13 protein-coding genes and 1 tRNA gene are annotated in these 12,755 nt (G+C 58.2%); 10 read left to right on the top strand and 4 right to left on the bottom strand.

The window, feature by feature from the left end; genetic code table 11:
• Positions 1 to 9 precede the first annotated feature (9 nt).
• Complete coding sequence (gene hisH, locus O77CONTIG1_RS15670) at positions 10 to 657, top strand: imidazole glycerol phosphate synthase subunit HisH (RefSeq protein ID WP_068512307.1); 648 nt, start codon at positions 10 to 12, stop codon at positions 655 to 657.
• Between the two features lie 90 nt (positions 658 to 747).
• Positions 748 to 1,326, top strand: a complete 579-nt coding sequence (gene rsmD, locus O77CONTIG1_RS15675; RefSeq protein WP_068512310.1) for a 16S rRNA (guanine(966)-N(2))-methyltransferase RsmD — start codon at positions 748 to 750, stop codon at positions 1,324 to 1,326.
• A 173-nt stretch (positions 1,327 to 1,499) separates the two neighbouring features.
• Here rsmD and petG read toward each other — a convergent pair whose 3' ends face one another.
• The gene (gene petG / locus O77CONTIG1_RS15680) at positions 1,500 to 1,613 is read right to left on the bottom strand and encodes a cytochrome b6-f complex subunit V (protein WP_068512313.1); all 114 of its coding nucleotides are present in this window, start codon (positions 1,611 to 1,613) and stop codon (positions 1,500 to 1,502) included.
• Positions 1,614 to 1,906: 293 nt separating this feature from the next.
• On the opposite strand from petG, the gene O77CONTIG1_RS15685 reads away from it, so the two are divergent.
• Entirely contained in the window at positions 1,907 to 2,323 is a 417-nt protein-coding gene (locus O77CONTIG1_RS15685) for a c-type cytochrome (RefSeq protein WP_286132354.1), read from the top strand.
• A gap of 219 nt (positions 2,324 to 2,542) precedes the next feature.
• Here O77CONTIG1_RS15685 and O77CONTIG1_RS15690 read toward each other — a convergent pair whose 3' ends face one another.
• The gene (locus O77CONTIG1_RS15690) at positions 2,543 to 3,259 is read right to left on the bottom strand and encodes a response regulator transcription factor (RefSeq protein WP_068512316.1); all 717 of its coding nucleotides are present in this window, start codon (positions 3,257 to 3,259) and stop codon (positions 2,543 to 2,545) included.
• Between the two features lie 231 nt (positions 3,260 to 3,490).
• Between O77CONTIG1_RS15690 and O77CONTIG1_RS15695 the strand changes: the two genes are divergently transcribed.
• Together O77CONTIG1_RS15695 and O77CONTIG1_RS15700 are read left to right on the top strand one after the other, a co-directional pair.
• Entirely contained in the window at positions 3,491 to 5,428 is a 1,938-nt protein-coding gene (locus O77CONTIG1_RS15695) for a tetratricopeptide repeat protein (RefSeq protein WP_068512319.1), read from the top strand.
• Between the two features lie 13 nt (positions 5,429 to 5,441).
• Positions 5,442 to 6,248, top strand: a complete 807-nt coding sequence (locus tag O77CONTIG1_RS15700) for an inositol monophosphatase family protein (protein WP_068512322.1) — start codon at positions 5,442 to 5,444, stop codon at positions 6,246 to 6,248.
• Between the two features lie 112 nt (positions 6,249 to 6,360).
• Here the strand turns inward: O77CONTIG1_RS15700 and murA are convergent, their stop codons facing one another.
• The gene (murA, locus tag O77CONTIG1_RS15705; protein WP_225894595.1) at positions 6,361 to 7,701 is read right to left on the bottom strand and encodes a UDP-N-acetylglucosamine 1-carboxyvinyltransferase; all 1,341 of its coding nucleotides are present in this window, start codon (positions 7,699 to 7,701) and stop codon (positions 6,361 to 6,363) included.
• Between the two features lie 344 nt (positions 7,702 to 8,045).
• Between murA and O77CONTIG1_RS15710 the strand changes: the two genes are divergently transcribed.
• Together O77CONTIG1_RS15710 and O77CONTIG1_RS15715 are read left to right on the top strand one after the other, a co-directional pair.
• A tRNA-Leu gene (locus O77CONTIG1_RS15710) sits at positions 8,046 to 8,129 on the top strand.
• A gap of 318 nt (positions 8,130 to 8,447) precedes the next feature.
• On the top strand, positions 8,448 to 9,140 hold the full coding sequence (locus O77CONTIG1_RS15715; protein ID WP_317134120.1) for a TrmH family RNA methyltransferase: 693 nt from the start codon (positions 8,448 to 8,450) through the stop codon (positions 9,138 to 9,140).
• 104 nt (positions 9,141 to 9,244) lie between these two features.
• Here O77CONTIG1_RS15715 and O77CONTIG1_RS15720 read toward each other — a convergent pair whose 3' ends face one another.
• On the bottom strand, positions 9,245 to 9,475 hold the full coding sequence (locus O77CONTIG1_RS15720; protein ID WP_068512329.1) for a hypothetical protein: 231 nt from the start codon (positions 9,473 to 9,475) through the stop codon (positions 9,245 to 9,247).
• 527 nt (positions 9,476 to 10,002) lie between these two features.
• Between O77CONTIG1_RS15720 and O77CONTIG1_RS28040 the strand changes: the two genes are divergently transcribed.
• The 3 genes from O77CONTIG1_RS28040 to trpC all read left to right on the top strand — a co-directional run bounded on the left by O77CONTIG1_RS28040 (position 10,003) and on the right by trpC (position 12,426).
• Complete coding sequence (locus tag O77CONTIG1_RS28040) at positions 10,003 to 10,653, top strand: FAD-dependent oxidoreductase (protein ID WP_317134121.1); 651 nt, start codon at positions 10,003 to 10,005, stop codon at positions 10,651 to 10,653.
• Positions 10,650 to 11,438, top strand: a complete 789-nt coding sequence (locus tag O77CONTIG1_RS28045; RefSeq protein WP_317134122.1) for an FAD-dependent oxidoreductase — start codon at positions 10,650 to 10,652, stop codon at positions 11,436 to 11,438. The genes O77CONTIG1_RS28040 and O77CONTIG1_RS28045 overlap by 4 nt, the downstream gene beginning before the upstream one ends.
• Positions 11,439 to 11,541: 103 nt before the next feature.
• Positions 11,542 to 12,426 carry an indole-3-glycerol phosphate synthase TrpC gene (trpC, locus tag O77CONTIG1_RS15730; protein ID WP_068512333.1) on the top strand — a complete coding sequence of 295 codons (885 nt, stop codon included), beginning with the start codon at positions 11,542 to 11,544 and terminating at the stop codon, positions 12,424 to 12,426.
• Positions 12,427 to 12,755: the final 329 nt, after the last annotated feature.

Below are 12,755 nucleotides of genomic sequence, written 5' to 3' on the forward strand. Positions count from 1 at the left end.
GCAACTGTTATGACCCTGATCGCCGTTGTGGACTACGACATGGGCAACCTACACTCGGCCTGCAAAGGTCTGGCCAACGCTGGAGCCACTCCCCACGTCACCGATTCGGCCAAGGATATCGGACGGGCAGATGCCATTGTGCTGCCTGGCGTGGGCGCGTTTGACCCGGCAATTCAGCACTTGCGCGATCGCGACCTGATCTCACCACTCAAAGATGCAGTCGCCAGCGGCAAACCCTTCCTGGGCATTTGTCTAGGGCTGCAAATTTTGCTGGATGGCAGCGAAGAGGGGCGTGAACCCGGTCTGGGCATTGTTCCCGGTTGGGTGCGCCGCTTCCGTCATGAACCGGGCATCACCATTCCCCATATGGGCTGGAACCAGTTGCAGCTTCGGCAGCCCAATCTGCCCCTGTGGAATCAGCTTGGAGTCGATCCGTGGGTTTATTTCGTCCACTCGTTCTATGCAGACCCGGCGGATGCAGGGGTGATTGCTGCGACGACCACCCACGGGTCGCAAACCGTAACCGCAGCGATCGCCCGCGACAACCTGATGGCCGTCCAGTTCCACCCCGAAAAATCCTCCGACACCGGGCTAAAGCTGCTGGCCAACTTCGTCGCCTCGGTGCAGGCCAAAGAACTTGCGGGTATTCGCGGCTAGCTGCCGACCGTTGGGGCGATCGCCCTATGGTGAACCTAGACTGGACATTGGGGGGCAACAGACCCCCTGTTTTTTTGCCGACCGCCAACCATGTCTCTCCGCATCTATGGCAATCGTCTGATTAAAACCCTCCCTGGCGGCGACACCCGCCCTACGCCCTCGCGGGTACGGCAAGCACTGTTCAATATCTGGCAGGGGGAGATCGAGGGCTGCCGCTGGCTAGATTTGTGCAGCGGCAGTGGCTCTATGGGGGCCGAAGCGCTCTGTCGCGGTGCGGCGCTGGTCGTCGGCATCGAGCAGTCGGGGCGGGCCGCCGCCGTGATTACAGAAAACTGGCAAACCGTCGCCAAACCGAATCAGCAGTTTCGGCTGCTGCGCGGCGATGTGCGGCAAATGCTGCCGAAACTGAGTGGGCAACGCTTCGACCGGATTTACTTTGACCCGCCCTACGCCAGTGAGTTGTATGAACCTGTGCTGGAGGCGATCGCCCGTCATCAGCTTCTAGCCCTCGATGGCGAACTGGCAGTCGAACACGCGGGCGATCGCTTTTCTGAAACGGCTCTGGCGACCTTGCTGCCCCGCATCGCGCCCCTGACTCCCCGTCGCGAGAAGGTCTATGGCAATACGGCGCTGATGTTTTTTGGGTGGCAAAATGAGGGGCTGGCGTGAATGGGGATCTAGGGAGTGGAGCGAGCTAAAAAAAAGACCCCCGAAAGGGCCTCCATTCCGACAATTTTCCAGAAATTTCTAGAGATAGTTCACAAGGTTTTTTCAAGTGTTGCTGGGGTTCGTCTCAAATGCCCCCTGCGGGATCTCAACACGGAGAGCAGGCAGAAATCCGCCTACAGACCCAACTGGTCGCCCCGGCGATATTGCAGATAAGCCGCAACGAACAGACCAGCCAGCGTCACGGGAATCAAGCCCAACACAATTCCAGAAAGCAGCGGTTCAACCACGGTTCAATCTCCTTAACGTTAAGTCAAATTTTAGCAACGAATGGTTGAGCAGTCAGCCCTGTGGCGATTTTTTGGCACGGCTTTTAAGGTTTTTTACGTTTTCGCTCGCCCCTTCTCAGAAAAGGGCGATCGCCCTCTCATCTGATCCACTCCGCCAGGACTTGGGGTCGAAACCGTCAGACCCAGCAAAACCTTGCCATTTGCACTCCTTAAATAAATCTGTGCAGAGTTGCCGTCTCCGCTCAAGAAACTTTAAGCTAGGTTATAAATCGAAACGCTATTCACACCCCGCCTTGACCCCGAATCTCTTGAACGAGCCAATTCTAGAATCGCAAGTGACGAGTGCAGCCAGCGATGCTCCGGATCGGTCGCGGCAGGCGCTCTGGTTGCTGCTGGGTTCGGCGGTGGTGATGCTGGTGGCGATCGCCGCCCTGCTGCTGCTCCGCCATCCCGACCCCTACGTGCGGAGCGTGCTGGCTCTAGAGGGCAACCCGTCCCAGGGGCAAGTTATTTTCCAGATGAACTGTGCAACCTGCCACGGATTGACGGGGGATGGCGTAGTTGGCCCCAGCCTGCATCATGTTTCTGCCCGCAAGTCTCGCATCAAGCTAATCGAGCAGGTAATCAGCGGCAAAACGCCCCCCATGCCCCAGTTCCAGCCCAACGCCCAGGAAATGGCTGACCTGCTGGAGTATCTCGAGTCTTTATGACTGTCCCTAGTCGCGGCATCTACACTGCGTTGGCCCACAGTCTCTCGGTTGGTCATCCACGCTTTGTTGGGCTTATTGGGCTGACTAAAGTCAGCACGATGAGCATTTTTGGCAGGGTGCGGCACGCGCTGCCCGGACGAGATGAGGGCTTCTTGACTATCTGCATACCTCACTAGCTTCAAGAAACCTGTAGCCGCGTCTAGCAGGTTCTATCGATCTCTAGCTGCTGGGTGCATCTTCAAACTTATAGCCTACGCCGATTACCGTTTTTACAAAGCTCGGCGTTGCTGGGTCGAACTCAATTTTTTTCCGCAGGCGGGCAATGTGCGTATCTACCACGCGCTCATCCCCGAAGAAGTCGCTACCCCAGAGTTTTTCAATCAACTGTGCCCGGTTCCACACGCGGCCGGGATAGCTCATGAAGGTAGTCAACAGGTCAAATTCCAGCGTAGTTAGGTCAAGCCGTTCGCTCTTTTGTCCTGGCCCGTCGCCGTGGCGATAGGCCGCCCGCTGGTCTACGTCTACCGTAAAGTGCTGCGTATGGTAGGTTTTGCTCTGTCCACCCTGGCGCAGGGTGCGCCGCAGCAGCGCCCGGACGCGGGCCACCAGTTCTCGCGGACTAAACGGCTTCACCATATAGTCATCCGCGCCAGTAGACAGACCGATCACTCGATCCATCTCTTCGCCCTTCGCGGTCAGCATCAGGATGTAGGGGTCTTTGTGGCCGGGCTTTTGGCGAATGCGGGCACACACCTCTAGCCCGTCTAGCTCTGGCAGCATCAAGTCCAGAATAATCAAGTCGGGCTGGAGTTCTTGAAATACGCGAATGGCCGTCTGCCCGTCACTGCAAACGCGACAAGAAAAGCCTTCTTTCTCTAGATAAAGCTGGATCAGTTGGGCAATTTCGGCTTCGTCTTCAACGATTAAAATATCCATGACCTGCGGAGGATTCGTCGCTTGCGTTTACCATTAAACCTGAGTGGTGGTATGAGAGCAGTTTGTAAGCCGCTCGCTGCATCAGTCCTGGTTAATTCCTCTGGTCAATTGCTCTGGTCAATTGCTCTGGTCAATTGATTTGGGTAAGCATCCAGGGATATGGGACTCGATCCTAGCGTAGCGGTGTGGCAGACCGCTGATCTACGGTTCTTCTAGAGCATGATAGACGGCATGGTAACAGCAACCCCCCCTTCGGAATTGCATCGGCTGGGCTTCCAGTTGCAAACCTTGTTGCAGAGGGCGCAGCCAGGATTGCCGCCAGTGCAGGTGCGGTGTGCGCTGCGGGAAGGCGTGCTGATGGTGTTGGTGCAGCAGGTTTCGCCTGACCCTGGAGCGGCTTCCGCCGTCCGTCGGTTAGAGACTTTTGAGGCTTCAGAGATGTTCGCTTGTCTGGAGGATGAACTACGGCGATCGCCCCCCAACCTTTCCCCAGCGAAATCTCCCGATTCTCCCACCCCGGTTCGGCCGCTGTCTGTGCGGGTCTATTTGCGGGCGGCTGGACAGCCTCGTCCCTATGCGATTCACCAGTTTCGCCTGGACGGGTCAGTGCCCTCTGCGAGCGATAGAGACCAGACCAGGCCTCAGGAGGATAGTCAGCATAAGGATAAAGAGGATAAATATGAAGATAAATTGAACACCTTTGTCTCAGCCGCAGCGCCAGAGCGGTTGTCTCGTTCTACACAGGATGCTGCCAGTCTGGATGCGGCAGACTCAGCAGAGGCGTTGCTGCCGGATTCCGCGCAAGACCTGATTATGGCCGAAACGGGGAGATTTGCGCTGCCTAGAATGGCGATCGCCCTGGCGGTGGGGGTTGCGGCGCTGGCCTTTGGCGGCACGTTTTACGCCCTGACCCGCCCCTGTGTGATGGGCGGCTGTGCGGAGTTGCAGACTGTAGAGCGGCTGCATCAGGCAGTGAGCCAGCAGTTGAGCCAGGGCGCGACGCTGCAAGACGTGTCCAAGTCTTACACGCAGCTTACTGATGCCAGCTATCGCCTCAGTCGGGTTCCTCGCTGGTCGCGCCACTATGCAGCGGCGAACCAGATGCAGCAACAGACCGAATCGACGGTCGCCGCGCTGGGGCAAGTGCTGTCGGCCCAAGCGACCGCAACCGAAGCCGTCGAGATGGCCCAAAATCCTCCCCATCCGCTGGAGGTGTGGCAGCGGGCGCAGGCGCTCTGGGAAAAGGCGATCGCCCAGTTGCAGCAGGTGTCAGAATCCAGCCCGGTCTATGATTTGGCTCAGCAGAAGCGGCTGGAATATGCCGAAAATCTGGCCATGATTGAGCAGCGCATCACCCTGGAGCAGCAGGCGCAGGACTGGGTGAATCGGGCGCGGCAGGCGGTGGAACTGGCGGAAGCACGACAGGGTGCGGCCACGTCGATGGACACTCGGCTGGAGGCCCACGGCACCTGGCGAACGGCGATCGCCCTGTTGCAGCAGGTTCCCGAAACGGCGATGGCCTACGCCGAAGCTCAGCAGTTGTTGGCGCTCTACCAGCCGCGTCTGCTCGACAGCAGCGCCCGTCTCCAGCAGGAAGAAACGGCGGTGGCTGCCCATCGGCGGGCACTGCGGCTGGCAGATCTGGCGGCGCTGGCGGAGCAGCGCAGGCAATGGTCGCAGGCAGTGCAGCACTGGCAGGGGGCGCTGGCGGCGGCGCAGCAGGTGGCCGTGGGCACGACCGTCCATCCCCAAGTGCAGCCGCTGCTGTCGTCTTATCGGGCATCCCTGGCGGCGGCGCAGGAAAAGCTGAAAGGGGCGATCGCCGCTCAGGCGGCCGAGCAAGACCTAGAGCGAAACTGTAGCGGTACGCCGCGCATTTGCACCTACGCGCAGCAGGGCAGCGTCATGCAGGTGCGGATCACGCCCAGCTATGATCGGGTGCTGCAAGAGGCGGCCGCTATTACTCAGGTCACGCAAGAGACTGATCCGGACTCGGCCATCATGGCCCACTTCAACCCACTGCTGCGGGCGATCGCCACCGTCGGCGAAACGGCTCAAATCCCGATTGAGGTCTACAACGCTGACGGCTCCCTGTTTGGCATCTACGATCCTGCCCTCGACGGCTACGTTTCGCGCGAAGTCCGCAACCAGCAGCAAAAGCGTCCCTAACCCCCAACCCCCAATGCACTGGCCCGACATTCTCGACTTTGCCGAAGCCGCTACTCACTCAGTTGGCCAGCAACTGCTCCAGGACTTTGGGCAGGTGCAGGCCGACGAAAAGACCGACGGCAGCCTGGTGACGGGGGCTGACCGCTGGGCCGATGAAACCCTGCGGGGGGCGATCGCCCAGCGGTTTCCCGACCACGGCATCCTCAGCGAAGAGTTGACCCACGTTTTTCCGCATCAGGACTGGTGCTGGATCATCGACCCGCTCGACGGCACGACCAACTTTGCGCGGGGCATCCCGATTTGGGGCATTTCGCTGGGGCTGCTCTATCGCGGCACGCCCGTCTTTGGCTATGTGTATCTGCCGCCCATCAGCCAGTCGTTCTACGGCTACTGGCCCGGCAACAGCGGACTGGAGATGCCGACCGGAGCTTTTTGCAATGGACGGGCGATCGCCCCTAGCCCCGACGCGCCCAGCGGCAACCATTTCTTTAACCTGTGCGCCCGCAGCATTGCCATCCTCCAGCAGCAGCCGTTCCCCTGCAAAGTTCGGATGCTGGGCGTTGCCACCTATAACCTGCTCACGGTAGCAGCAGGAGCGACCCTGGGCGCAGTCGAAGCCACCCCCAAAATCTGGGACATTGCCGCCGTCTGGCCGATTGTGCAAGCTGCCGGAGCCGTGTGGCAGCCGCTAGAGCCGGGGCCGATTTTTCCGCTGGTATCAGGACAAGACTATGGCGATCGCCCCTTCCCAACGCTCGTCGTCAGCCAGCCCGCCTTTCTGGAAGTGTTTCTCCCCAGAGTCGCTGTTTTAAGCAAGTAGGAAGAAGGAAGAGGGAAGAACGAAGAGGGAAAGGGAAAGAGCGAAGAGGGGTTTCTGCCCAGGATCGCTCTGAATCCTTGCCCCCTGTCTTGGTGTTATAGACCTGTAGTCTCTAGCTGCGCGGCATCACAGGCAGGGATGAAACCGACTCGGCCCCCGCATCACCTTTCACCCGGCGGATCTGGGCCCCCAGCAGCTTCAGCTTGCCTTCCAGGTCATCGTAGCCTCGATCCAGATGGTGCAAGCCCTGAATAATCGTGGTGCCGCGTGCTGCCAGACCGGCCAGTACCAGCGCCGCCGATGCCCGCAGATCCGTCGCCACCACAGGCGCACCCGTGAGGAACGGCACGCCGCGAATCACCGCGTGATTCCCCTTGGTGCGAATATCCGCGCCCATGCGGTTTAGCTCTGCCACATGGCCCATGCGGTTTTCAAACACCGTTTCAGTGATGATGCTATCGCCTTCGCTGAGGGTCAGCAGCGCCATAAACTGCGCCTGCATATCCGTCGGGAAGCCAGGATAGGGTAGCGTTTCGATGTCGGTGCCCCGCGAAGCACCGGGCACAATGCGGAGGCGGTTGGGCGTTTCCTGAATCACTTCAGAGCCGATCGCCCCCAATTTGGCAATTACCGCTGTCAGATGGTCGGGCACCACCGGAGCCAGCGACAGTTCAGACTGCGTAATCGCGCCTGCCACCAAAAATGTGCCCACTTCTACCCGGTCAGGAATTACGGCGTAATCGACCGAGTGGAGGCTGGGCACGCCCGAAATCACGATGGTATTCGTGCCCGCGCCGCGAATCCGTGCGCCCATCGCTCGACAGAAATTAGCCAAATCCACCACTTCCGGCTCTTGGGCGGCGTTTTCTAGAATCGTCTCGCCATCAGCCAGCGTTGCCGCCATCATCAGCGTTTCTGTTGCGCCGACGCTGGGATAGTCGAGGTAAATGCGTGCCCCCTTCAGCCGCCGATTCACACCGGGAATGCAGGCGTGAACTGTGCCATGCTCGATCTGCACATCCGCGCCCATCGCTTGCAGGCCGCGCACATGCAGATCGACTGGACGCGCTCCAATGGCGCAGCCGCCGGGTAGGGGAATTCGGGCAATGCCCAGCCGTGCTAGCAGCGGCCCAATGATGAAAAAGCTAGCCCGGAGTTGGCTCACTAGCTCGTAGGGCGCTTTCGACTGGCTGAGGTGGCGGGCATCGATTTCCAGCGCATCTTCGCTGCGGGTAATCTTGACACCCAGGGCGCTCAGCACTTCGCCCATGCGGGCCACATCGGCCAGAGAGGGCACATTGCGAATGCGGCAATCCTGGCTGCACAAGAGCGAACCAGCCATCAGCACTAGCGCTGAGTTTTTGGCACCGCTGATACGAACTTCGCCGCTTAGGCGGTGTCCGCCAATGATTTCCAGAACGGGGCTGCGTTCTTCAGGTGAAGAATGAGTCACGGGTGAATTAAGAGAGGGGTTAATGGGTCTGTCCTCCAAGTGCGCCTGTCAATCTTAAAGCCTTTCTTTCGTTTGTCCTATTTCTTGCTTTTGTTTGTCCTACCAGTTCATGTCATACCATTCCCCAGCTTGATGCCCGACTTTCGTGTCTTGGCAAATCTCTTGACGGAATTTGGTCTTGATTTTACCGGAAAGGATTCTTGTGTCTATAGCTTTGCCCATTACCTGAATAAAGTTGCGCGATCGCCCCACTGCAAAAATCTTCAAAAAAATTGTCCGCAAGAGTTGACGAAAGTTTCATCTATGCAGCATGATGGTAAATCGCAGCGTTGATATGCGTTGATGCGGAACTGGCGGAATTGGTAGACGCGCTAGATTCAGGTTCTAGTGTCTGCAAAGACTTCCGGGTTCAAGTCCCGGGTTCCGCATTGAAAGGATGGCTGGCAGCGATCGCTGCTGGTCATTTCTTTTTATGGGGTCTTATATGGGGACTCCAGGCTGGGGCTTTGCGCGGATCTGGTTTGGGGCGAGTGAATCCTGAATTCCTCGGCTGAATTCCTCTGAAAATCAGCCATTTCTCCAGGGAATCTGCGACATTTGATTGAAATGGCGGCGAAAGGGCGATCGCTCGTTTGATTTGCTTATCATTCCATTGCAGATTGCAACAAAAGATTAATCAGAAGCGCTCGCCTGGGCTTTTCGCTGCCAGAGCGCCAAAGCAACCCCAAACTTCTCCTATTCTCGCCATGCTGACCAGCCTGCAAAATCCCCTGACCAAGCAACTCCGTAAGCTGCATCAGGGCAAAGGCCGACGCGAACAGCAGCAGTTTTTGCTGGAGGGGACACATCTGCTGCAAGAGGCGCTGGCGGTGGGCTATCCGCTGGCGGTGGTGTGCTGCACGGAAAGCTGGCGATCGCGCTATCCCGACTTGTTTGCGGCGGTCAGTGGGCGAGCGGAGCGGCTGGAGCTGGTGAGCGAACCCGTGCTGGAGGCGATCGCCACGACGGTTCACCCCGATGGCGTGGTGGCGACGGCTCCGCGCCAGTCTGCCATGCCGCAGCCCAGCGCCCGACTCAGCCTGGGGCTGGCGCTGGAGACGGTGCAAGATCCGGGCAACCTGGGAACGGTCATTCGCACTGCTGCGGCCGCTGGAGCAGACGGGCTGTGGCTCAGCGCCGACAGCGTAGATCTGGATCATCCCAAGGTGCTGCGGGCGACGGCGGGGCAGTGGTTTCGGCTGCCGATGGGCGTTGCCGAGAATTTGACCAGCGTGGTGCAGCAGTTTCGGAGCGCAGGCGGACAGGTCGTGTCTACGCTGCCCGGTGCCGCCCAGACCTACTGGGAAACTGATTTCACTCGGCCTACGCTGATTTTGCTGGGAAACGAGGGCGCGGGGATTGTCGCCTGCGCTGTCGGGAACTGGCGGATTGTGCCGTGAGCATTCCGCTGGCGGCTGGCGTGGAGTCGCTGAATGTGGCGATCGCCGCTGCTCTGCTGGTTTATGAGGCGCGACGACAGCGTAGCCAGTCTTGAAAGCCAGGCTTACGCGCTCCGCTCTTGCGTAAATTGCTCGATGTCTGCCACAGCGTCTTCCAGATCTTGCACCGTGAACTGGGGCGATCGCGCTCTGGTGGTGTCTCGGCTGGTGTCTCGGCGGGCTGGCTCAGCCGCTAAAGCTGGATCGGGTTGGCTGAGGCGATCGCTCAGTTGATCAAGCGACTCGATAAACGCCTGAGATGCTGCATACCGTAGCTCTCTTTGCTGTGAGATCATAGCAGACTCCTGATCGACGCTGGGAAAAACAGTCTCCTAAACAGTCTCCTAATGTCTCCATTCATAGAACCCTCCATTCATGGAAACCCCGGCGAGAGGAAACTCGTTTGTTCACGCGGTCTGGTCGGAAAACCCTTCCCAGTCTAGTGAACTGCTTTGAAAATGCCCAGCTCTGCTGGAGAAATGGGAAAGCCCAATGGACTTGAAGGGTATGATCCGGTTTCTTCAGCTTGCCCCTGTGGCTTTCGCAATGCGTCAGAAAATCTGCTTAATTTCCGACATTGAGGGGCGATCGCCTGCCTGTGAAATACGCGGAATTATGTGCGACGTTCCCCATATCCACCTTCCAAAGCCGTGCCCGAAATTCACGTAGAATTTAGAACATAGGACTTACGCACTTGCGATAAGTTTTCTGGATTTTGGACTATTTCTCGCGGGCTGCACCTGCAAGAAACACTCCATGAGTAGCCCCTAGAACAGATAAACAATTAAGAAATTCAAACGGACATCCCTTCGGAGAAGCAGACGTGAGCGAAGCATTTGATTACGACCTGGTGATTATTGGCGCGGGCGTGGGGGGGCACGGCGCGGCCCTCCATGCCGTCAGCAGCGGACTGAAGACCGCCATCATCGAAGCGGCAGACATGGGCGGCACTTGCGTCAACCGGGGCTGCATTCCCTCGAAGGCGCTGCTGGCTGCGTCGGGGCGGGTGCGCGAGCTGCGCGATGCTCATCACCTGAAGAATCTGGGCATTCAGCTAGGCAACGTCGGGTTTGATCGACAGGCGATCGCCGACCACGCCGCCAATCTCGTCAGCAAGATTCAGGGCGACCTCACCAACAGCCTCAAGCGACTCGGCGTGGACATCATCCACGGCTGGGGAAAGCTGGCAGGTGCCCAAAAGGTGAGCATCGCCACTGCCGAAGGCGAAAAAATTGTAACCGCCAGAGACATTATTCTCTCGCCCGGTTCCGTGCCCTTTGTGCCGCCGGGAATCGAGCTAGACGGCAAGACGGTGTTTACCAGCGACGACGCAATCAAGCTCGACTGGTTGCCCAACTGGGTCGCGGTGATCGGCAGCGGCTATATCGGTCTGGAGTTTGCCGACATCTACACTGCGCTGGGCAGCGAAGTCACCATTGTTGAAGCGCTCGACCAGCTCATGCCCGGGATTTGATCCCCGATATCGCTAAGCTGGCGCAGCGCATTTTGATTGCGCCCCGCGACATCGAAACTCGCGTGGGGCTGCTAGCCAAGACGGTGAAGCCCGGTTCCCCTGTGGTGATCGAGCTGGCGGACGTGAAGACCAAAGAAGTCGTGGAAGTGCTGGAAGTAGACGCTTGCCTGGTAGCAACGGGCCGCATTCCCGCCACAAAGGATCTGGGGCTGGAAACCGTCGGCATCGAACTCGATCGGCGCGGCTTTATTCCCGTCAATGACCAGATGCAGGTGCTGATAGACGGGCAGCCCGCACCGCATCTGTGGGCGATTGGTGATGCCACGGGCAAGATGATGCTGGCTCATGCGGCCTCGGCGCAGGGCATTGTGGCAGTAGAAAATATGTGCGATCGCCCCCGCCAGGTGGATTACCGCAGCATTCCCGCCGCCGCCTTTACCCATCCCGAAGTCAGCTTTGTCGGCATGACGGAACCCGCTGCTGTGGAACTGGGCAAGGCTGAGGGCTTCAAGGTCGCTGTTTCTCGCTCTTACTTCAAAGGCAACTCCAAAGCCCTGGCCGAAGGCGAAACCGACGGCGTGGCCAAGGTGATCTACCGTGAAGACACGGGCGAAGTGCTGGGGGCCCACATTATCGGGCTACACGCCTCCGACCTGATCCAGGAAGCCGCCAATGCGATCGCCCAGCGCCGCTCCGTCAACGACCTCGCCTACCTCGTCCACACCCACCCCACGCTGTCGGAAGTGCTGGACGAAGCCTATAAGCGGGCAGTTACAGCGCATTAAACGAAAAACGAAGAACGAAGAACGAAAAAAGAAACCTTTTATCTCTTCGTTCTTCCTTCTTCCCTCTTCCTTCTTTCCTCTTTCCCCACCCCCTTTTCCCTCAATGCAAATCCGTCGTCGCCCACCCAACCCCGCCGTTGCGGTAGAAAACCTGCGGTATCAGATCAGTGCGCCAGACGCGCAGCCGCAGCATATTCTCGAAGAAATCGTCTGGCACAAGGAAACCGAAGTCGATCAGATGCGCGATCGCGTCTCGCTGCTGGACTTGCAAAAGAAAGTAAAAGATTTGCCGCCGCCGAAAGATTTTTTGAACGCGCTGCGACAGGGCAAGACGAGTCCGGCGCTGATTGCCGAGGTGAAGAAGGCATCACCCAGTAAGGGCGTAATTCGAGAAGATTTTGACCCGGTGGCGATCGCCCGCGCCTACGAGCAAGCTGGGGCCGCCTGCATTTCCGTTTTGACGGACGAAAAGTTTTTTCAGGGCGGTTTTGCCTATCTTCAGCAGGTGCGCGATGCGGTCGATGTCCCCCTGCTGTGCAAAGACTTTGTGATTTATCCTTACCAGATCTATATGGCCCGATTGCACGGAGCCGACGCGGTATTACTGATTGCAGCAATTCTCTCGGACAAGGATTTACAATACTTTATCAAGATAGTTCAGGCACTTAACATGACTGCCCTGGTCGAGGTTCACACCCTCGAAGAGTTGGATCGAGTGCTGGCACTGCAAGGTGTCCATTTGGTCGGTATTAACAATCGCAACTTGCAGGACTTTTCCGTAGACTTGCAAACCTCTTGCAGTCTGTTGGCCGATCGGCAAGCTCAAATTCAAAAACAGGGCATTCTAACGGTAAGCGAGTCGGGACTGCACACTCCGACAGACCTCCGCCGCGTAAAGCAAGCAGGTGTCGAAGCCGTGCTAATTGGGGAGTCGCTGGTCAAACAGCCCGACCCCGCAGCGGCGATCGCCAGTCTGTTTGCCAGCTAATCCTCTAAGGCGGAAGTTCTGCCGCTAGCTTGTAGTGCAGACTATTAGACTGCCTCTGAGGGACTAGCCGTGAATAGCGACTGAAGTCACCACTACGAACGGCCAGCCTATTGACGCAGCCTCATAGTAGACTGCCGTCACTCGATTGGGTCAGCCGGATGGGCAACCGACCGCAGTCATGCTCAGCGCTCCGATATCAGCAATAGATAGCGGTTTATGCCTAAGCATGGAGGTGGTGTATCTCAGGTTTGAACAAATTTGAACAAATCTGAGACATTTGTTCACCGATTCTTTGGGTCGCCCCTGCCTGCCTCGCTCCAAGCTGCGCT

The sequence above is a fragment of the Leptolyngbya sp. O-77 genome, from assembly GCF_001548395.1.
GTDB lineage: Bacteria > Cyanobacteriota > Cyanobacteriia > Elainellales > Elainellaceae > Thermoleptolyngbya.

Excerpts from the sequence above, each read along its gene's own strand:
- O77CONTIG1_RS15715 (WP_317134120.1), top strand. The coding sequence starts at position 8,448 with ATGCTGACCAGCCTGCAAAATCCCCTGACCAAGCAACTCCGTAAGCTG.
- hisH (WP_068512307.1), top strand. The coding sequence starts at position 10 with ATGACCCTGATCGCCGTTGTGGACTACGACATGGGCAACCTACACTCG.
- O77CONTIG1_RS15700 (WP_068512322.1), top strand. The coding sequence starts at position 5,442 with ATGCACTGGCCCGACATTCTCGACTTTGCCGAAGCCGCTACTCACTCA.
- O77CONTIG1_RS15695 (WP_068512319.1), top strand. The coding sequence starts at position 3,491 with ATGGTAACAGCAACCCCCCCTTCGGAATTGCATCGGCTGGGCTTCCAG.
- trpC (WP_068512333.1), top strand. The coding sequence starts at position 11,542 with ATGCAAATCCGTCGTCGCCCACCCAACCCCGCCGTTGCGGTAGAAAAC.
- O77CONTIG1_RS15690 (WP_068512316.1), bottom strand. The coding sequence starts at position 3,259 with ATGGATATTTTAATCGTTGAAGACGAAGCCGAAATTGCCCAACTGATC.
- rsmD (WP_068512310.1), top strand. The coding sequence starts at position 748 with ATGTCTCTCCGCATCTATGGCAATCGTCTGATTAAAACCCTCCCTGGC.
- O77CONTIG1_RS15720 (WP_068512329.1), bottom strand. The coding sequence starts at position 9,475 with ATGATCTCACAGCAAAGAGAGCTACGGTATGCAGCATCTCAGGCGTTT.